Source organism: Mycobacterium sp., assembly GCF_044223235.1.
Taxonomy (GTDB): Bacteria; Actinomycetota; Actinomycetes; order Mycobacteriales; family Mycobacteriaceae; genus Mycobacterium.
In genome coordinates this window covers 111,294-129,862 of sequence record NZ_JBGAME010000006.1, presented here as the reverse complement: position 1 = coordinate 129,862, position 18,569 = coordinate 111,294, and the positions used below count along the sequence as shown (strand labels likewise).

Annotated in this window: 20 protein-coding genes; 9 read left to right on the top strand and 11 right to left on the bottom strand. The window is 67.8% G+C overall.

Annotation, left to right across the window (positions count from 1 at the left end; translation table 11 throughout):
• The first annotated feature begins 26 nt into the window (after positions 1-26).
• Positions 27-1,280: a tetracycline efflux MFS transporter Tet(V) gene (tet(V), locus tag ADBZ6K_RS11455; protein WP_526346815.1), complete on the top strand. Its 1,254-nt coding sequence runs from the start codon at positions 27-29 to the stop codon at positions 1,278-1,280.
• A gap of 175 nt (positions 1,281-1,455) precedes the next feature.
• On the opposite strand, the gene ADBZ6K_RS11450 is transcribed toward tet(V), so the two are convergent.
• Positions 1,456-1,713: a hypothetical protein gene (locus ADBZ6K_RS11450; RefSeq protein WP_526346603.1), complete on the bottom strand. Its 258-nt coding sequence runs from the start codon at positions 1,711-1,713 to the stop codon at positions 1,456-1,458.
• Positions 1,714-1,984: 271 nt separating this feature from the next.
• Positions 1,985-2,941: a GlxA family transcriptional regulator gene (locus tag ADBZ6K_RS11445; protein WP_526346601.1), complete on the bottom strand. Its 957-nt coding sequence runs from the start codon at positions 2,939-2,941 to the stop codon at positions 1,985-1,987.
• Between the two features lie 81 nt (positions 2,942-3,022).
• Here ADBZ6K_RS11445 and ADBZ6K_RS11440 point away from each other — a divergent pair, with 81 nt between their 5' ends.
• Both ADBZ6K_RS11440 and ADBZ6K_RS11435 read left to right on the top strand, forming a co-directional pair.
• Positions 3,023-4,303 carry an MFS transporter gene (locus ADBZ6K_RS11440; protein ID WP_526346599.1) on the top strand — a complete coding sequence of 427 codons (1,281 nt, stop codon included), beginning with the start codon at positions 3,023-3,025 and terminating at the stop codon, positions 4,301-4,303.
• A gap of 152 nt (positions 4,304-4,455) precedes the next feature.
• The gene (locus ADBZ6K_RS11435; RefSeq protein WP_526346597.1) at positions 4,456-5,241 is read left to right on the top strand and encodes a fasciclin domain-containing protein; all 786 of its coding nucleotides are present in this window, start codon (positions 4,456-4,458) and stop codon (positions 5,239-5,241) included.
• 53 nt (positions 5,242-5,294) lie between these two features.
• Here ADBZ6K_RS11435 and ADBZ6K_RS11430 read toward each other — a convergent pair whose 3' ends face one another.
• Together ADBZ6K_RS11430 and ADBZ6K_RS11425 are read right to left on the bottom strand one after the other, a co-directional pair.
• Positions 5,295-6,560, bottom strand: a complete 1,266-nt coding sequence (locus ADBZ6K_RS11430; protein ID WP_526346595.1) for a DUF1298 domain-containing protein — start codon at positions 6,558-6,560, stop codon at positions 5,295-5,297.
• 1 nt (position 6,561) lies between these two features.
• Entirely contained in the window at positions 6,562-6,789 is a 228-nt protein-coding gene (locus tag ADBZ6K_RS11425; protein WP_526346593.1) for a hypothetical protein, read from the bottom strand.
• 86 nt (positions 6,790-6,875) lie between these two features.
• Between ADBZ6K_RS11425 and ADBZ6K_RS11420 the strand changes: the two genes are divergently transcribed.
• On the top strand, positions 6,876-7,505 hold the full coding sequence (locus tag ADBZ6K_RS11420; RefSeq protein ID WP_526346591.1) for a TetR/AcrR family transcriptional regulator: 630 nt from the start codon (positions 6,876-6,878) through the stop codon (positions 7,503-7,505).
• Positions 7,506-7,508: 3 nt separating this feature from the next.
• On the opposite strand, the gene ADBZ6K_RS11415 is transcribed toward ADBZ6K_RS11420, so the two are convergent.
• On the bottom strand, positions 7,509-7,994 hold the full coding sequence (locus ADBZ6K_RS11415) for a VOC family protein (RefSeq protein WP_526346589.1): 486 nt from the start codon (positions 7,992-7,994) through the stop codon (positions 7,509-7,511).
• A gap of 115 nt (positions 7,995-8,109) precedes the next feature.
• Between ADBZ6K_RS11415 and ADBZ6K_RS11410 the strand changes: the two genes are divergently transcribed.
• Together ADBZ6K_RS11410 and ADBZ6K_RS11405 are read left to right on the top strand one after the other, a co-directional pair.
• Positions 8,110-8,979, top strand: a complete 870-nt coding sequence (locus ADBZ6K_RS11410; RefSeq protein ID WP_526346587.1) for an alpha/beta fold hydrolase — start codon at positions 8,110-8,112, stop codon at positions 8,977-8,979.
• A complete protein-coding gene (locus tag ADBZ6K_RS11405) occupies positions 8,976-11,927 on the top strand; it encodes an aminotransferase (RefSeq protein WP_526346585.1) in 2,952 nt (983 codons plus the stop codon). Before ADBZ6K_RS11410 ends, ADBZ6K_RS11405 begins: the two co-directional genes overlap by 4 nt.
• Here ADBZ6K_RS11405 and ADBZ6K_RS11400 read toward each other — a convergent pair.
• The 3 genes from ADBZ6K_RS11400 to ADBZ6K_RS11390 all read right to left on the bottom strand — a co-directional run bounded on the left by ADBZ6K_RS11400 (position 11,911) and on the right by ADBZ6K_RS11390 (position 14,018).
• Positions 11,911-13,113 (bottom strand): M14 family metallopeptidase, encoded by a 1,203-nt coding sequence (locus tag ADBZ6K_RS11400; protein WP_526346583.1) that lies wholly within the window; start codon positions 13,111-13,113, stop codon positions 11,911-11,913. The two genes, ADBZ6K_RS11405 and ADBZ6K_RS11400, sit on opposite strands and share 17 nt — an antisense overlap.
• Entirely contained in the window at positions 13,110-13,367 is a 258-nt protein-coding gene (locus tag ADBZ6K_RS11395; RefSeq protein WP_526346581.1) for a hypothetical protein, read from the bottom strand. Before ADBZ6K_RS11395 ends, ADBZ6K_RS11400 begins: the two co-directional genes overlap by 4 nt.
• 474 nt (positions 13,368-13,841) lie before the next feature.
• Positions 13,842-14,018 (bottom strand): hypothetical protein, encoded by a 177-nt coding sequence (locus tag ADBZ6K_RS11390; RefSeq protein ID WP_526346579.1) that lies wholly within the window; start codon positions 14,016-14,018, stop codon positions 13,842-13,844.
• Between the two features lie 26 nt (positions 14,019-14,044).
• Here ADBZ6K_RS11390 and ADBZ6K_RS11385 point away from each other — a divergent pair, with 26 nt between their 5' ends.
• On the top strand, positions 14,045-14,737 hold the full coding sequence (locus ADBZ6K_RS11385; RefSeq protein ID WP_526346577.1) for a guanylate cyclase: 693 nt from the start codon (positions 14,045-14,047) through the stop codon (positions 14,735-14,737).
• 1 nt (position 14,738) lies between these two features.
• Here ADBZ6K_RS11385 and ADBZ6K_RS11380 read toward each other — a convergent pair whose 3' ends face one another.
• Complete coding sequence (locus ADBZ6K_RS11380) at positions 14,739-15,062, bottom strand: putative quinol monooxygenase (RefSeq protein WP_526346813.1); 324 nt, start codon at positions 15,060-15,062, stop codon at positions 14,739-14,741.
• Between the two features lie 198 nt (positions 15,063-15,260).
• Between ADBZ6K_RS11380 and ADBZ6K_RS11375 the strand changes: the two genes are divergently transcribed.
• Together ADBZ6K_RS11375 and ADBZ6K_RS11370 are read left to right on the top strand one after the other, a co-directional pair.
• A complete protein-coding gene (locus ADBZ6K_RS11375; protein WP_526346575.1) occupies positions 15,261-15,860 on the top strand; it encodes an RNA polymerase sigma factor in 600 nt (199 codons plus the stop codon).
• A 285-nt stretch (positions 15,861-16,145) separates the two neighbouring features.
• Positions 16,146-16,541: a hypothetical protein gene (locus tag ADBZ6K_RS11370; protein ID WP_526346573.1), complete on the top strand. Its 396-nt coding sequence runs from the start codon at positions 16,146-16,148 to the stop codon at positions 16,539-16,541.
• A 14-nt stretch (positions 16,542-16,555) separates the two neighbouring features.
• Here ADBZ6K_RS11370 and ADBZ6K_RS11365 read toward each other — a convergent pair whose 3' ends face one another.
• Positions 16,556-17,335: a maleylpyruvate isomerase family mycothiol-dependent enzyme gene (locus tag ADBZ6K_RS11365; protein ID WP_526346571.1), complete on the bottom strand. Its 780-nt coding sequence runs from the start codon at positions 17,333-17,335 to the stop codon at positions 16,556-16,558.
• An 801-nt stretch (positions 17,336-18,136) separates the two neighbouring features.
• Positions 18,137-18,400 carry a hypothetical protein gene (locus ADBZ6K_RS11360; RefSeq protein WP_526346569.1) on the bottom strand — a complete coding sequence of 88 codons (264 nt, stop codon included), beginning with the start codon at positions 18,398-18,400 and terminating at the stop codon, positions 18,137-18,139.
• Between the last annotated feature and the right edge of the window lie 169 nt (positions 18,401-18,569).

Here is an 18,569-nt window from a genome sequence, read left to right as displayed (position 1 = left end):
GTACGCAATACGACATCCAGCAGCCGGTGCGGCCGACGGGTGGCTGGCGTGTACTCGCCCCCTTTGGCTACCGCGAGTACCGACTGCTCATCGCCGCGGTTTCGATCTCGATCTTCGCCGAGGGCATGTGGGCCGTGGTGATGGCGCTCCAGGTGATCGCACTCGACAACGACCCCACGTCGCTGTCGTTGGTCGCGACCTGCCTGGGCGCCGGACTGGTCTGCTTCGTGCTCGTCGGCGGGATCGCCGCGGATCGCATCAGCCAGCGCAAGATCATCATCGCCGTCGAGGCGGTAAACCTGATCGCGGTGTCGGCCGTCTGCGTCCTCGGCATGACCGGCACGCTGCGGATCTGGCATATGGCGGTCGCCGCGGGCGCGCTCGGCATCGCTGCGGCGTTCTTCTTCCCCGCCTACAGCGCGATCCTGCCCCGCATCCTGCCCGGAGAACAGCTGCTGGCGGCCAACGGAGTCGAAGGGGTGCTGCGTCCCGTGTTCCAGCGGGCCGTCGGCCCAGCGGTCGCGGGCGTGCTGGTCGGTGCGACGTTCCCCTCGCTGGGCGCGGCGGCGGTGGCCGTCCTGTTCGGCATCGGACTGGCACTGCTGGTTGCGACCAGTCCGGCCGGCGCCGCGCCGGGGCAGGCGACCGGACCGCGCCCGCACGTGCTCGCCGATCTGCGCGACGGGTTCCGGTTCATGCTCCACACCCGATGGCTGCTGTGGACGCTGCTGTTCGCGAGCATGTTCGTGCTGGTGGTCATCGGCCCGATCGAGGTGCTGCTGCCGTTCATCGCGCAGGAGCGATTCCACGACGGTGCCCGGTCGTACGGGTTCATCCTGGCGTTCTTCGGGATGGGCAGCGCGCTTGGCGCGCTGGCGGTCTCGTCGGCGCGGCTCCCCCGCCGCTACCTCACGGTCATGATGGCGATGTGGAGCGTCGGGTCGATCCCGCTGGTCGTCATCGGGTTCACGTCGTCGTTCCCGTTGATGGCCGCCGCCACGTTCCTCGTCGGCGTCACCGACGGCGCCGGGATGGTGATCTGGGGGACGCTGCTGCAGCGGCGGGTGCCGACGCAGATGCTCGGCAGGGTGTCGAGTCTCGACTTCTTCGTTTCGCTGGCGTTCATGCCGCTGTCGTTTGCGATCGCCGGGCCGCTGTCGAAGGTCGTCTCGATGCAGACCATCTTCCTGGTAGCAGGTCTGGTGCCGGTGGCGCTCGCCGCGATCGCCATGACCGCGGCCCGCATGCCGCGCGATGAGATCGAGCACCCGTTGCGCTGAGCGGTCCACTCCGACGCCAGGACCGGGTCGACCCACCACGGCGAAATCTGCATCAGGGTTGTGCCCGCCGCGGTTGGCACGACCCTGAGGCGGGACTCGGCGCAACTCGACAAGCCGACAAACAGATGGGCACCCCCGCCGCTTGCGGGGGTGCCCATCTTGTTGTCGCAGTGGATCAGTGGCCTACGCGCAGACCGCTTGCACCGAGCGATGACGTGTCATCCGGGCGGATGACATCGAACCACAGCGGGCTGTCCACGCCGCGCGGCGCGTTGTCCGCGGCGGGGACGATCGGTTGGGTGACATGGTTGTCGGCGTTGGCGGGTGCGGCAAGTCCGAGGATCGCCGCGACCAGACCACTGGCGGCGACTGCGGCAAATCCGAACTTCTTCATCTTGGTGTCTCTTCTCTGTTCTTCCTCATCGGCACTCACGCGGGCTCGATCGGGCTCTATCCGGTCGGGGGGCCGGCGCATACCGCACCGCGGCCCGGTGGTCAACTCAACGCATCTGGCGCTGACGTGACTTACTGATAAACACACAGGTCAGGCGGATAATTCCAGTGGCAGCAATTGAATGCGTAGTGGCAGAAATACACCAACACCCGCCAAAACCGACCACAATCCGGTGACCGCAGCGTCACGCGCGCGGCCCGGGTGCGCTCGGTCACGCCCGCCGGGAAAGGGGCCGCAGCCGTGTTTGCCATCAGCCGCCTTGGTACACCTTGCGGTAGCTCGTCGGCGACAGCCCCACCCCGCGGCGCAGGTGATGGCGCAGATTGCCGCCCGACCCCAATCCGGACAGCCGCGCGACCTCGTCGACGGCCAGATCGCGGGACTCCAGCAGCTCGCGAGCCCGGTCGATGCGACGGTTACGCACCCACGCGCCCGGGGATTCCCCGGTCTCCTCACGGAACCTGCGGTTGAAGGTCCGCGGACTCATATTCGCCCGACGGGCCAGCACCCGCACCGTCAGCTCGTCGTCCAGATGGCGCATCGCCCACTCGCGGGTGGCCGCCGTCGAGGCGTGATCGGGGACCGGCACATGGCGGTCGATGAATTGCGCCTGGCCGCCCTCCCGCCATGGCGGCACCACGCAGTATCTCGCGACGGCGTTGGCTACTTGGGCGCCGTGATCGGAACGAATGATGTGCAGGCACAAGTCGATTCCCGCGGCCAGCCCCGCCGAGGTGAGCACATCGCCGTCGTCGACGAACAGGACGTTCTCGTCGAGCAGGACGTCGGGATGCAGTCGCCGCATGTCGTCGGCGAATCGCCAGTGCGTCGTCGCCGGGCGCCCGGTGAGCAGCCCGGCGGCGGCCAGCACGAAGGCCCCGGTACAGATCGACACCATCCTGGTGCCGGGACGGATGCGTGCGAACGCCGCCTCCGCCGCCGGTGACAGCACACCGGCGTCGCGGGCCGCCGGATCGCGGGTACCGGGGATGACGACGGTGTCGGCGGTCGCCAGCGCCTCGGGCCCCGCCTCGGGCAGTAGCGCCAGACCCGTCGTCGTGGCCACCGGACCGGGGGTCGGCGCACAGGTCACGACGTCGTAGAGCCGGTCTCCACCGGTGCCCGCGGCAGCTCCGAACAGCGTCGGCGCGATGGTGGCGTCGAAGCCGACCACCGGCGCCAAGAGAAGGACGGCGACACGATGCACGCACCAATTCTGGCACGTTTTTGACGAATCGTGTCATTCATGCCAGTAGCCTTCGGCCTCCGCAACCGCGAGAGTGGTCCGGTGACCGATACCGCCACCCAGAACCGCACCCGCCCGCGCATCCACTGGGCCTGGGTGATCGCGGCGGTGAGCTTCGTCGCGCTTCTGGGCGCTGCGGGCTTCCGCTCGGTCCCCGGCGTCATGATGACCCCGCTGCATCACGAGTTCGGCTGGTCGCACGGCACAGTCGGGCTGGCGATGTCGGTCAACATGATGTTGTTCGGCCTCACGGCGCCGTTCGCGGCGGCGCTGATGGACCGATTCGGCGTTCGCCCGGTGTTGACCGTCGCGCTGACAATGATCGCGTCCGGCGCGGCGCTCAGCGTGGCGATGACGGCGAGCTGGCAGCTGGTCCTGTTGTGGGGCGTGCTGGTGGGCATCGGCACCGGCGCGATCTCCATGGGCTTCGTCGCGACGATCGCCACCCGGTGGTTCGACGCCCGCCGGGGTCTGGTCACCGGCATCCTCACCGCGGCAAGCGCGACGGGACAGCTCGTCTTTCTGCCGATCGTGGCCGAGGTCACGACCCACCACGGGTGGCGGTGGGCCTCACTCATCGTCGCGGGCGCGGCGCTGGCGGTCGTGCCGCCGGTGGCGTTGTTCATGCGCAACTACCCAAAGGACAAGGGTCTGTCGCCGTACGGCGCAACGGAGTCGAGTGAACCGGCGCCGGTACCGGCCAGCAGCTTCCGCGCGGCGTTCGACGGGCTGCTGATCGGCGCCAGGGTGCGGGTGTTCTGGCTGCTCGCCGCCAGTTTCGCGATCTGCGGCATGACCACCAACGGACTCATCGGCACCCACTTCATCCCGGCCGCCAACGATCACGGCATGCCCACCACGGTGGCGGCCGGCCTGCTGGCCACCATCGGCGTGCTCGATGTCGCGGGCACGGTGTTCTCCGGTTGGCTCACCGACCGCGTCGACCCGCGGCTGCTGCTCGTCGTCTACTACACCGGTCGCGGCGTCTCACTGCTGCTGCTGCCGTCGCTGCTGTCCCCCCACGCAGAACCCAGCACATGGGTGTTCGTGATCTTCTACGGCCTGGACTGGGTCGCCACCGTCCCACCAACGATCGTGCTGTGCCGCAACTACTTCGGCTCACGCTCCCCGGTGGTGTTCGGTTGGGTCTTCGCCTCCCATCAGATCGGCGCGGCGATCGCCGCCGCGGGCGCCGGCAAACTCCGTGACCTGCAGGGCAACTACGACGTCGCGTTCTACTCGGCCGCCGGGCTTTGCATGCTCGCGGCCGTCTTATGCCTGAGCATTCCGCGCAGTGTCAGCGCGCTTGCTCCCGTCGTTTGAGCACTCTCGGCAACAATTGGAAACGTGCAGGTCAGAGGGCGCTCCGCGGCCATTTAGCACAATCTCGACTTGGCCGTGGCCGTTTTGTGCCCTTACCATCCGATTCGGCGCCGCACCGCAAAGCGGCCCCGAGCAACCGTAAGGAGCAGACCGTGAAGACCCGCACCAGCAAGGCACTCGGTGCGACCGCAGGCATCGCCGCGATCGCCCTGTCGTTGCCGCTGGCGATCACCGCCTACGCCGACCCGCCGCCCGAGCCGACGTCAGTAGACGAGATCCCCGACCCTCAAGGCCCGGGCTGTGACGCTTTCAAGAAGGAACTGCCCAACTTCAAGAGCCTGGCCAGCGAACCGATCGGCACCGCGCTCACGAAGATCCCGTCGCTGAGCACCTTCAACGCCGCGATCTCCGGGGGGCTCAACCCCGAGGTGAACGTCGTTCCCGTCCTCAATAACGGACCCTATGTGGTGTTCGCACCCACCGACGAGGCCTTCACCGCGCTTCCCCCGGAGCAGCTGGACGCCTTGAAGGCCGATCCCGCCGCACTGACCAGCCTCGACTACTACCACGTGTTCCTCGGGCTGCTCGGCCCGGACGACGTCAAGGGGCAGCGGCCCACCCAGCAGGGTGAGCAGATCAAGGTCACCGGCGAGGGTGGCGACATCGTCGTCAACGACACCGCCAAGGTGCTGTGCGGCGGAATCCAGGCCAACAACGCCAGGATCTACATCATCGACAAGGTGCTGGATCCGGCCAACCCGCCGGAGGCGCTGACCCCGTCCCCCACGACCACGTCGGAGACCAGCACCACCGAGGCTCCTGCGACAACGGAGACCAGCACCACCGAGCTGCCCGCGGAGGTCGGCACGACCGAAACCACGGTCGAGACACCGCCGGACATCAGCGTCGAGGAGACGATCACCGAATCCGCGACCTGAGCGGAGTCGACGCGATCACCCGCCTGTGTGCACGGCGGGTGTGAGCGCCGGCTTCACCCGAGCGCCGCGTCGAGCCGGTCCAGATAAGCGGCGAGGCCGTCGGTGCCACCGATCGCCGACGCCGCGGCGTGCACGCTGACCGCGATGGTGTCACCGATGCCGTGCACGCCGTGGGTGAGTCCCATCATCGGGGATAACCCCGGATAGCCTGCCGTCACTGCGACCGGCGCCCCACCGAATGCCAGATCGGCCGCACCACGGTCGACGCTGGACACCACCGTGTTGCCCGTCGCGCTCGTCGCTCGCAGTGTCGGGTCGAATTGCGCCACCCCCCAACGCAACAGGGGTGCCGGCAAGGCGGCGAACGCACGGCTGGCGGTGACCATCCCCGGGTGCCGGGCGCGTCGGCGCCGCAAGGCCAGTTCCGCCACGATGCGCTCGGCGCGCTCGGCCGCGTCGAGTTCGGGGTGCAATCCCACCCCGACGTTGCCGAAGTTGTTGTGCGCCCGCGGCGCTCCGGCTCGCGACATCGGCACCTCGGCGCCCAGCGCCGACGGATCGTCACCCAGCTCACGCAGGTGCGCCGACAGTGCGCCACCCACCGCGGCGAGCACCCCGACCGTCACCGTCGGCCCCGGCAATTGGTCGCGGCGGCGAACCAGGGTGCGGATGGCCCTGACCCCGTCGGGACGGTTGTTGGTGGTGAGCACCGGTCGTGAATCCGCTTGCGGCGGTACCGCTCCCGAGGCGGTGTCCGCGACAAGGCGCCGGTGGCCACGGGCGGCCATGACCGCACGGCCAGGCAGGGCGACGGCGCGAAACGGCGGTGGCGACGGAACGGGAGTCACCGGTGCCGGCCTGCCGAACATCCACGCCGCCAGCGCCGACGAACGCTGACCATCGGCGAGCACATGTGCCACCTGCATCACCGCGACGGTGCCGGGGCCCGACAGCCCCGGGATCGCGTCGATCGGGGTGAACACGTGCAGCCGCCACGTCATCTCGACGGCGTCGAGCTGCCGATCGGCCAGCGTACCCACCGCCGCGAGGCAGCCCGGCCAGGTGGGGTCATCGAGTTCGTGGATGACGAGCTGGCTCTCACCCACGCCGCGGGTCACCCAGGCCGGGTAGGTCAGCGCTCCGCGCTCGTCGACCCGCAACCCCAGATCGGGGCAGGCACCCGCACGTTCGCGAAGGACGCGCAGTTCCCGGTGAACGTCGGCGGGCACCCCCGAGAACCCGTACAGCAGGAACTGGTCGCTGGGGATCTTGGCAGACAGCCAGTAGGTCTGCGCGTCAACGGCCGCGAGCCTGCGCACGCTACCGAGCCGTTCCGATGAAGTCGAGGATGCGGTGCGCCACGGCCGCGGGCATGTGCGCCACCGCCGCGGTATCAGCCACGAGCCGGATCGTTCTGGCAGCCAGGGCAATTGGCGGAGGCTGGTGCACGGGCGTTCGGGCAGCCAGACCCGCGCCCACCATCGCGTCCCAGTCGGGCCCGACGTCGACGCCGAGCACGCCCGGTCCGGTGTACCCCGTGTTCGCCACGGTGGCAGTATCCGTGTCGCAACGTCGGTCGGCCAAACGACCGCAAACGGCCATCTCGAAAAGCGGTGAGGCGCTAGCGTCAGCGCATGACGACGGGCACCCTCCCAAGCCAACCGGTACACGGGGCCAGGGCGGATAAGCTCCACACCGTGCGGCGCTGGGCCAGGACCGACGCGACCCAGCAGCGCATCCTCGACGCGGCCACCGACGTGTTCGCGGCGCGCGGGTTCGCGGCATCGACGATGGCCGACATCGTGGCCCGCTCGGGCGCCAGTGTCGGCAGCATCTACCACCATTTCGGCGGCAAGAAGGAACTGTTTCTGGCCATCTTCGAACGGTTGGCAGCGGCCATCGATCAGACCGTCGACGCGGCCACCGACCAGGCGGGCAACGACAGCGCCGCACGCACGCTGGAGATCAGTGCGCGCGCGTACCTCGACGCGATGTGGACCCATCGGCGTGCCGCGATGGTGCTGGCCGCCGATGACAGCCCGGCGGGATTCGAGACGATCCGGCGCGACACCATGCTGCGGGGCTTTCGCCGGTGGATGTCGGTCGTCGAACCGGACGCGTCACCGCGCGGCCGGCTCCAGACGCGGGTGCTCATCGCCGTACTCGCGGAGGCCTCCACGATGGTCATCGCCTGCCAGGATCCCGCCGAGGTGCCACCGATCACCGACGCGACGGTCGAGTGGATCGGCCGGCTGACCGGCTGACGCTCAGAGCGCGGCCCCGGCGGCTTGAACGGCGGCCTCCAGCTCGGCGATCACGATCTTGCGCATGCCCAGCATCGCCTTCGTCGCCGCGGCCGCGCGTGCCGGATCGGGATCGCCGGTCAGCTCCAGCAGCCGCTTCGGGATGATCTGCCAACTCAGCCCGAACCGGTCCTTGAGCCAGCCGCAATGGGATTCCTCGCCGCCGTCGACCAGGCGATTCCAGTAGTAGTCGACCTCGTCCTGGTCCGCGCAGTCGATCATGAACGAGACGGCTTCGGTGAACGAGAACATCGGACCGCCGTTGATCCCGAAGAATCTGGTGCCGTCCAGCACGAACGTGCCCGCCACCACATCGCCCGGCGTCCCCGGCCCGGCGTCGGTGTAGCGCTCGAGGCTCTCCAGCGCCGAGTTGGGGAACACCGCGGTGTAGAACTCGATCGCTTCCTCGAGGTTGTGGTCGAACCAGAGCGACGGGGTGATCGACGGCATCCTCAGTCTCCTGTTCCTTGGATCTCACAGGGACAGACCTCCCCGGCGAAGGAAACTCATCGTCGGTCAGGTGGCGTGAGTATGTTGGGCGCGGGGCCCCGCCGAGAGGATGTCCGTGAGCACACCACGCACGAAATCACGCACCGTCACGTTCCGCGGCGCCGGCGACATCACCCTTGTCGCCGACGAATGGAACCACGAGGCCCGACCGGAGCCGGGTGGCGGCAGGCCGACGGTCCTGCTGCTGCACGGCGGCGGACAGAATCGGCACTCGTGGAAGAACACCGGCCAGATCCTCGCCGATGACGGACTGCATGTCGTGGCCGTGGACACCCGCGGTCACGGTGACAGCGACCGCTCACCCGCGGGAAACTACTCGATTGAGACACTGGCTGCGGACGCGATGACGGTGCTCGACCAGATCGGCGGGCCGGTGGTGCTCGTCGGCGCCAGCATGGGCGGGCTCACCGGCATCCTCGCCGCGCACCAGGCCGGCGAGGAGCGGATCTCCAAACTCGTCCTCGTCGATGTGGTTCCGAGGTACGAGAAAAGCGGCAGCGCGCGGATCCGCGAATTCATGTTCAACCACGTGCACGGCTTCGAGTCGCTGGAGGAGGCGGCCGACGCCGTGGCCGCCTACCTTCCGCACCGCACCAGGCCCCGCAGCCCCAAGGGTCTGAAGAAGAACCTGCGCAAGCGCGACGGCCGCTGGTATTGGCACTGGGATCCGGCGTTTCTGACCAAGCCGGACGACGACGCGTCCACCCGCGCGGACAAGCTCGAGCAGGCGGCGATCGGGCTGACGATTCCGATCCTGCTGATCCGCGGCAAGCTCTCCGATGTGGTCAGCGCAGACGGAGTGACGGAATTCCTGGCCAAGGTGCCGGGGACGGAGTTCGTCGAACTGTCCGACGCCGGACACACCGCGGCCGGCGACGACAACGACACGTTCTCCAGGGTCGTCGTCGAGTTCGTGAACCGATGACCGTCCATCGCCGCACCGCCGGCTTCAACTTCCTCGAGGAACCCGAGCTGCCCGCGCCCCAGGTCAGCGGTGGGCAGGCCGAGGACATCCTGGCGACCCACTTCGGGATCCGGGCGCACGCGAAATCGCTGGGCAGCCAACAGGACAAGAACTTCCTCGTCTGCGACGACACCGACGAGGTGCTCGGCGTCCTCAAGATCGCCAACCCGGCGTTCAACGCGACCGAACTCGAGGCCCAGGACGAGGCCGCCGACATCATCGCCGCGGCCGAGCCGGCGTTGCGCATCGCCGTGCCGCTGCCCAACCTCAATGGCGAGAAGTGCACCGCCATCACCGGATTGCTCGACACAACCGCGTATGTGCGCCTACTGCGCTTCCTGCCCGGCGGAGCGCTGCTGCAGTCGGGATACCTCTCGCCCGCCACGGTGGCCGCGATGGGTGACCTCGCCGGACGGGTCAGCCGTGCGCTCGCGTCGTTCAGCCACCCCGGCCTGGACCGGATCCTGCAGTGGGATCTGGCCTACGGCCACGATGTGGTGACGGCGTTGATCGCACATGTCGCCGACCCGTCGCACCGCGATCGGCTCGAGGCCGCAGCGCACGACGCCTGGTCGCGGATCGCCCGGCTGGCGGATCGCCTGCCGCGTCAGGCGATTCACCTCGATCTCACCGACGCCAATGTCGTGGTCTCGCGCAGCGCAGGTGGAGCGCCGCGGCCCGACGGGGTGATCGACTTCGGCGACCTCACCGAGAGCTGGGCGGTTTCGGAGCTGGCCATCACCCTGTCGTCGGTGCTCCAGCATCCGGGAACCGATCCCGCATCGATCCTCCCCGGGGTACGGGCGTTTCACGCGATCCGGCCGCTGAGCGATACCGAGGCCGAGGCGCTGTGGCCGATGCTGGTGCTGCGCACCGCCGTGCTGATCGTCAGCGGGGCGCAGCAGGCGGCGATCGATCCCGACAACGACTACATCACCGAGCAATCCGACGGCGAGTGGCGCATGTTCGAGCAGGCCACCTCGGTGCCGGTGGACGTGATGACGGCGGCGATCAAAGATTCGATCGGACTCGCAGCGCCGGCGGCGGACGTCGGCTCCGTCAGTGCGCTGGTGCCGGGGCTGGCCACCGACGAGGTCGTGACGCTGGACCTGTCCACCACCTCGGACGTCTTCGACACCGGTTTCATCCCGGGCGGCTGGCTACCGCCGGACCTCGAGGACGGATGTGCCAGGGCCGCAATCCAGGACGGGGCGGCGCTGGTGGTCACCCGCTTCGGCCAGCCGCGGCTAACCCAAGCACCGCCGCTGGCCCAGCACTGCCCCGCGGTGGTGCCCACCGGCGTGAGCCTGTGGACCGCCGAACCGATGGGCCTGGTGGCGCCGTGGGACGGCGAGGTCATCGCCCGCTCGCATGACGCGATAACGTTGCGCAGCAACGAGTTCGAGCTGACGCTGACGGGAGTCGACCCGAGCGCGGACCCGGGCGCGCTGCGCACTGGCGCCGGACTGGCCGGCGTTATGCCCGGCCGGCGGGCCGAGCTGAGCCTGCGGCCGGTCGGGGCCCCGCCCGCACCATCACTGGTCGGTGCCGACCTCGCGCCGGGATGGCTTGCGGTCACCCGTGATCCACGTCCGCTGCTCGGGCTGCCGTCGCTGGGCGTAAAACGCGCTGAGGACTTGATGGCCCGCCGCGACAGGACTTTCGCCCCCGTACAGGAGCATTATTACCGCAGACCCCCGCAGATCGAACGGGGCTGGCGGCACTTCCTGATGTCGACCGCCGGCCGCTGCTACCTGGACATGGTCAACAACGTCACGGTGCTCGGCCACGCCCACCCGCGGATCGCCGACACCGCTGCACGCCAGCTTCGTAAGCTCAACACCAATTCCCGGTTCAACTACGCCGCGGTGGTCGAGTTCAGTGAACGGCTGGCGGCGCTGCTGCCGCAACCCCTGGACACCGTGTTCCTGGTCAACTCCGGCTCGGAGGCAAGCGATCTGGCGCTGCGCCTGGCGATGGCCGCCACCGACCGGCGCGACGTGGTGGCGATGCGCGAGGCCTACCACGGCTGGACCTACGCCACCGACGCGGTCTCGACCTCCACCGCAGACAATCCCAATGCGCTTGCCACGCGGCCGGATTGGGTTCACACCGTGGAGTCTCCGAACAGCTTCCGCGGCAAGTACCGGGGAGCCGACGTCGGCAGATACGCCGACGACGCGGTGCGGCAGATCGACGAGCTGGTCGCCGGCGGCCGCCCACCCGCGGCGTTCATCTGCGAGACCGTCTACGGCAACGCCGGCGGGATGGCGCTGCCCGACGGCTATTTGGAACGCGTCTATGCGGTCGTCCGGTCCAACGGCGGGCTGGCGGTCGCCGATGAGGTGCAGGTGGGGTATGGCCGGCTGGGGGAATGGTTCTGGGGGTTCGAACAGCAGCACGTGGTCCCCGACATCGTCTCGATGGCCAAATCGACGGGCAATGGGTATCCGCTCGGTGCGGTGATAACCAGCCGGGTGATCGCCGACGCCTTCGCCAGCCAGGGCTACTTCTTCTCGTCGACCGGCGGCAGCCCGCTGTCGTGCGCCATCGGGATCACGGTGCTCGACGTGCTGCGCGACGAAGGGCTGCAGGACAACGCCGCCCGCGTCGGTGCGCATCTGAAGGCCCGCTTGGAGGCGCTGCGCGACAAGCATCCGATCGTCGGGACGGTGCACGGCAAGGGCCTCTACCTCGGCGTGGAGATGATCCGTGACGCGACGACGCTGGAACCCGCCCCCGAGGAGACGTCGGCGATCTGCGACCGCATGCTCGAACTCGGAGTGATCATCCAGCCCACGGGCGATCATCAGAACATCCTGAAAACCAAGCCCCCCTTGTGCATTGACGTCGAGGCCGCCGATTTCTACGTCGACGCGCTGGATCGGGTGCTCACCGAGGGCTGGTGACGCCGTGCCGGAGCAGCCGCGCATCGGCGTCTGCGGCCGGCTCGGCGTCGGGTTGGGTTGCCAGCACGCTGGTGACGAACGCCATCGCGGCCGCCTTGTTCTCCTGGAACGTCGGCTCGATCTGGCTGGCGGGCAGGACGAAACCGCCCTCCATCGCCGTCCGAGGCCGCAGTTCGATCGTGAATGACGGTATCCCGTACACCCCGTAGGTCCAGTCGGTGGTGTCGCCGGCCGTCGGGTACAGCTCGGCGGACTGCTGGGGTGTGTAGGCCACGCCGTGCACACCGGCGATCTCGGCCGCCATCCGCTGTGCGAGCGTCTTCATACCGGCACGGTCGGCGGGGTCGGCGATCGGGTCGGCGGTGTACCCCCACGGATAGAGGATCAGCTGCGAATAGCTGTGATAGGTAATGATTCCGGCGAACAACTCCCGCGCGATCAGGTCTCGCACCGCCCTCGTCTCGGGCTCGGAGAACGCCCGCGGGCCCACGTAAGTCTCATCGGACGGAACGTGGCTGGACGTGTTGACATCCAGCGTGCCCCACATATAGCCGTAGTTGCGGTTGGGGTCGACGCCGATGCTCCCGTCGGGGTTTCGCCGACGGTTCTTGCGCCACAACCTGAATGTGGTCCTGGTGTGCTCATGCCCGTCGGGGTTGACCATCGGCGCCACCCAGATCTCGCACGTCGACAGCCAGCTCGCCACCGGTTCGGTCGCCGAGTTGGTCAGCAGGAACTCGGCCAGCAGATAGGGCACCTCCACGGCAAGCCATTCCCGCGCGTGGTGGCAGCCCAGGAACGCCAGCTTCGTCCGGCTGCCTTTCCGCTCGCCCAGTCGCAGGGCCAGAATCGGGCGGTTCTCCACGCTGCGGCCGATGTCGTGCAGCTCGGCGATGTCGGGGAACCGTTCGGCGAGCTCCCGCATGTCCTGTTCGAGTGTCGCGGCGGAGTGATACGCCGTGGTCGCCTCCTCCGTCGCAAAATCCGAGAGGAACCGCTCCGTCGGCAGCAGCTGTTCAACGGTGTAGCCCATCCGTTCGAGCCGCTCTACGGCGGCTTCCGACGCCTGGAGCACCGCGTGACCGGCCGCCAGCTCCCACACGTCGAGGCCCAGCGGCAGGTGGACGAGCCGGCTCAGCGGCGATGTCTCCGGCTGTTCGGTCCGTACCGTGACGATCACGCTCATGTTTCACTCCCTCGATTCTGGCCGCGCCGTGGGTGACGCGGCTCGCTGAACTGTTCGATCGGGCCGAGCCACACGACGGTCGCGAGGCCCCGGCGCTCGATGTCCTCGAGTTGCGCGGCGGCCGCGGCCACCACGACGGTGTCTCCCTGCCGCTCCCACACGTCGAGGCCGGCGGGCAGCTTCAAAAGGCGATCGACTGTGGCGCCCCGGGTGGCGGTGAGTTCGGCGACCCACCGGCCCTGACCGCGAGTCATCGGTCGGCGCCTTCAACACAGGCTCTTCCAACCCAGACTCTTTCAACCGATGGGCGTGTCAACGGTTCTGCTCCCAGGCCAGGCTCCCGTATTTCACGAGATGGACGCAGTCGGCACCGGAGGGCGGGGCGATCCGCCCGTCATCCGCACTCCGCGCGGTTCGAAGCGGTTGGTGAGCCATCGTCGGTCCCTCCCGAACCTTCATCGTGTCACGTCCCCTTCGGAGTATGTGGGCGATGCCGCGGTGCCGACACGAGTAGGCGGATACTCCACCTGCGCCGTATTACGGTTCGGTGCGCTCGGGCGACGCGACACCTAGTTCGTAGGCGAAGTGGGACCGCGCGATGTGCCTGGCTTCGGCCATGCATCTACGCAAGCGGTCTGGATCTCGAAGGCCTGGCGCCCCGGCTCACGCGCACCCAGACGACCGTCATTGCCGCGTCGGTGGGATCGTGCTGCTCTACGTCGGCGCAGTCACGCATCCGACGTGTCGGCGGCCTGCTCCGCCTCTGCCAGCCGCTGATGCAGCCGCGCGCGGATGTCTTCGGGTGTGTAGGACCGGCGGCGCCGTTCGTCACGCGCGACGAGGACACCGCCGGCGACCACACCCGCGACACCGGCCATCCCGATCCACTTCCAGACGCTGCGCATGGCATGAGTCTGCCTAAGCTGCGCAGGTGGACGCGAACACGGTGCCGTTGGCGCGGGCGCTCGATCAGACCAGGACCGGGGACATCTGGTTGTTTCGCGGCGGATCGCGGCCCGACCGCGCGATTCAGACACTCACCAACAGCCCGGTCAACCACGTCGGCATGACCGTGGCCATCGACGACCTGCCGCCGTTGATCTGGCATGCCGAACTCGGCGACAAGTTGACCGATATGTGGACGGGCACCAATCACCGGGGCGTGCAGCTCAACGACGCACGTGAGGTGGTGGAGCGGTGGATCAACACCTACGACCAACGCTGCTGGCTGCGCCAGCTCACGCCGTACGCGACCCGCGAGCAGGAGGACGAGCTGCTGCGGGTGATCGCCCGGATGAACGGCACCGCCTTCCCCACCACCGCTCGCCTGACTGGCCGTTGGCTGCGCGGCCGGGTGCCGGTGGTCAGCGACTTCACCCGCGGGATTCCGTTCGTGCACAAGAGGGTTCGTGAATCGGCCGAACGCAGGAAGGAAGCCAAGCTCACGGTGGGGTTGGAGACCGCCTACTGCGCGGAGACCGTCGCCATCACCTACGAGGAGATGGGACTGCTGACCACCGAGAAGCATTACAACTGGTTCGACCCCGGCTCGTTCTGGAGCGGAGACCACCTGCCGCTCGTTGCCGGGCACCGGCTCGGCGACGAGATCGCGGTGGTGCTCTGAGTCAGTCGATCTGCATCTCACCCATCTTCGACCAGCCGGTCGCGTCGATGGTCTCGCTGATGATGTTCGGTGTCGAGGCCAGCGCCTGCGGGAGCTCCTTGATGGCGTACTCGAAGTGGTCGGTGCTGACATGCGCCTTGCCCGCATCGGCGTCGCGGAAGCCCTCGACCAGAACGTAGACCGCGGGGTTGTCGAGGCTGCGTGACCACTCGAACCACAGGCAGCCCTCCTCGGCGCGGGTGCCCTCGGTGAACGGTTTGACGAGTTCGGGCCAGCGCTCCGTCCACTCCGGCTTGGTTTCGAATTTGACGACGATGAAGATCACCATTGCCTCCTGATTCGAGTGCCCCTTGACCGCAACATACGCGATGCGCATTCGATGTGTCCTCAGCCGCAGCTCAGAAATTCCTGCTGGCCGGTAGCACAGGTTTGCGGTCAGCGGTGAGGCAAGAACCGCCCCACGAGGCCAGCCTGGAACTGCTGGACCAAAGCCCGCTGTCGGGCCAGCTCGAGGGAGTGCGGCGTGTGCGATCCGATGGCGACAGGCCCGGCCACGGGAACACTGGAACGTCCGTCTGACCGCCGCGGGACCGGGGACGAAAGCCGCGCCGTGCACGACCTCGCCGTGCAGGATCTCTATGACGGCCACGCCGACGCGCTGCTGCGCTACGTGTTCCGGCTGACCGGTGATCGGGCGCGCGCCGAGGACGTCGTTCAGGAGACGTTGCTGCGCGCCTGGCGGCACCTCACGACCGGCGGCGGTGAGCAGCCGGTGAGGTCATGGCTGTTCACCGTCGCACGCAATATCGTCATCGATCAGAGCCGTACTGCGCGCTACCGCAAGGAGGTAATGTGGTCGGACCCTGCCGATGTCGGCGACTACGACGGTCCGGGTGAGGTGATGGCGACACTGGACCGGCTGCTGGTCAGTGAGGCGCTATCGCGGTTGCCCGACGCGCACCGCGACGTGCTCACGCGGGCCTATTACCTCGGCTGGACCGCGACGCAGATCGCCGAAGACCTCCAGATCGCCGAGGGCACGGTCAAATCACGGCTCCACTACGCGCTGCGCAAACTGCGGAGCATCCTCACAGAGATGGGCGTCAGCACCGTCAACCCGTGAACGACCGCGACGTTCCCGTTTCGGTTGTGCGAGTGTTGAATTCGATGGCGTGAGCCGTCCGCTGTTGCCGGCTCGAGCGGGGTACCCGCCGCATCACCGGAATCGTGCGGCCTCCGACGTGAGACTCGCGCGCTGGCGCTGCGCGGGTGCCCGGCCGAAATGAGTAGTCGATTACTCGTGAGGAAGGTGCGTGGGCCACGGGATCCTTCTGATCAGCGGCGCGATGCCGCGCGTCACGAAAGGATGGCCATGAACCGGATATCGAGATCCGTAAGAACTGCGGCGATGTCCGGGATGCTATCCCTCACGGCCCTGACCTACCTGGCCGGGGCGGGACCCGGCGTGGGCACCGCCCAGGCGGCCCCCGCATTCGGCCCCAGCTATCAGGGCGGCAACTGCCCGGGCGGGATCACGTGCACGCACTGGTGCCCGGGTGACCCGCTGCTGCCGGGTAGCCAGGTAATCACCTGGGATTGGAACATCTGCCACGACTGGTACTGGAACTCGCACGGCACCATCGACATCGCCTCCAACACCATCTACCCGTGGCAGGGCGTTCCGCACCAGGCCCCGCCACCTCCACCGCCGCCGACCGCCGCCCCTCCCCCGCCGCAGCCGTTGCCGCCGGACTGCCCGCCGTGGTCTCCGATCCTGGCTCCGTCGCGGTGCGGAGGACTGTAGCCTGATCGGCTTACCTATGGAATTCCTTGTGCCACAACAGAATTAAGGGCGCAAACGGACTCGGGAGCCCCGGAGATGTGCACGGTGCCGTCGCGAGTCCAGGCCCATAGGGCCAGATCGACGACCGGGGCGGTGACGGTCGCGGACGGAGCCCCCGAGTGTGCGCGGTTCGCCCTCGGGCCTTCGGCGGCGTCGCCGTCCGCCGATCGCACCGACCAGCGGCCGGCCTCGACCAGCCACCGCTGGCCGGTGTCCGCGGCGACGAACTCCACCACCGCCTCGGTCCGGTAGGCCGCCCCGTCGGGCATCCAGCCCCACATGACGTCGACCACGTGGTCGACCGCGCCCGCGGCGACGTCGTCGGCGATCGGGCTGACCGGCACGGCTGCGGTCAGTTCGGCGTCGACCCGGTGCATGGTCGCTTCATAGGTCTGCATGCGCCGGGTGAACCCGACGGTCTGGTCGGGTGGCCACCACGACCAGCAGGGCTCGGCGTCGTCACGCTCGGTGAGCTGATGTACCAGATCGGCCGTGGCGCGTTCGCGCAGGGCGAGCAGGTCCGCCATCGTCTCTGGACGGCTCGGCTTCGCCGCCTCGACCGCGAAAATCTCGGACTCGCTCAGAACCCGTCGCTGCAGGATCGCCGCCCAGAACAGGTGCACTTCCGTCAGGTGCCACAGCAGGTCGGCGGCCGTCCAGTCCGGACAGGTCGGGCAATGGCGGTCAGCGGCGGTGCGGGACAACACGTCGGCGAATCGCTGCGATTCGGCCGTGATGATCGCCAGACGGTCCATCGATTCATCGTGCCAATACGGCCTCCCGGCCGTCGAGTGTTCTGCACCGGCGGCTACCTCGAATCCGAGCAGTCACCGGTAGGCGTCTCGGCGATGCACGAGGTGGATGATGCGCACGACGACGCGGTCTTCGAAGATCTGGTAGATCACGAACAGGGAGGGCAGCTTTCGTGACGAGCGAGATTCACATCATTCCGGAGCTTCGCCCCTTTGTGGATTCGAACGCTCACACGTTGGTTGTCCGGATTCTGGGGATCTACCTCTCCTTTGAAGTCACTGAACGCCATCCCGTCGCTCGCGAAAATCGGACCGAACTGCCGAAAGTCCCACCCGTCATTGTCGAAGTAGCAGAACCGGATGCCAGTCCCGTCGAGCGTCGGCGCGTCAAGGTTAGACAACACCGTTGGCGTTTCGCCCTTTCGCTCACGCGGGATCGCCACGCACATTGCGTGCCTGCCCACGCGTTGGTTGTCGTCGGAGACTTGCCGCTGGATCTCCACCATGACCCTGGCTGCACGGGTAACTCCGCTCTGCTGCCTGAGGATCCTCGGCACATACCGTCCCAGAAGCCGCCCGTGCACCGGACGAGTATGTCCGCCGCCTGAGACCAAGAAGCCCGAGGCGTGGCCCGGTAACCGAGTATGCATGTACGCCTCAAAGTCATTGGGACGCGATGGCATTGGCGCTCCCGGTTGGAAGTTTGTGATGGTTGCGACCTGCGGGTCCCTGTGGAAGTCGAAGCCCGCAATCACGATGGCGAGACGGCGATCCGCATACCACGCGGGTAGCTTGCCGATCTGTTTAGAAGCTTCCCTTTTTAAGGGTCTCGACGCCCTCCTGGAAGGAGTTGCAGTCAGCCAGCAGCTTGGCTATCCATTCGGAGGTCGGCTCCTTTTGGGCTGAGTCGATGCGAGCAATCCCGGTGAACCCCACACTGAAGCATCCCCGCCAGCAGACGAGCTTCGTCGTGTGGTCGTCAAACACGCCGCCGTTTGACTTCGTCAGGCGCCGGTCGGCTACTTGGAGGACGAGATCCTCCGTCATCAGGGTCTGAATCAGCGTCACGGTTCCCGTATGCCCGCTGGCTGAATACGCACCCTTTAGAGGCTATCGATGTAGTAGACAGATTTCTGCTCTCAAGCAGTCTTGATGTGCTCTGGGTGGGCGCGATGTTCGGGTCACTGCACACCACGTCATCGCAGCCAGCGCTACTCCCATCGCCGTTGAGCACGGC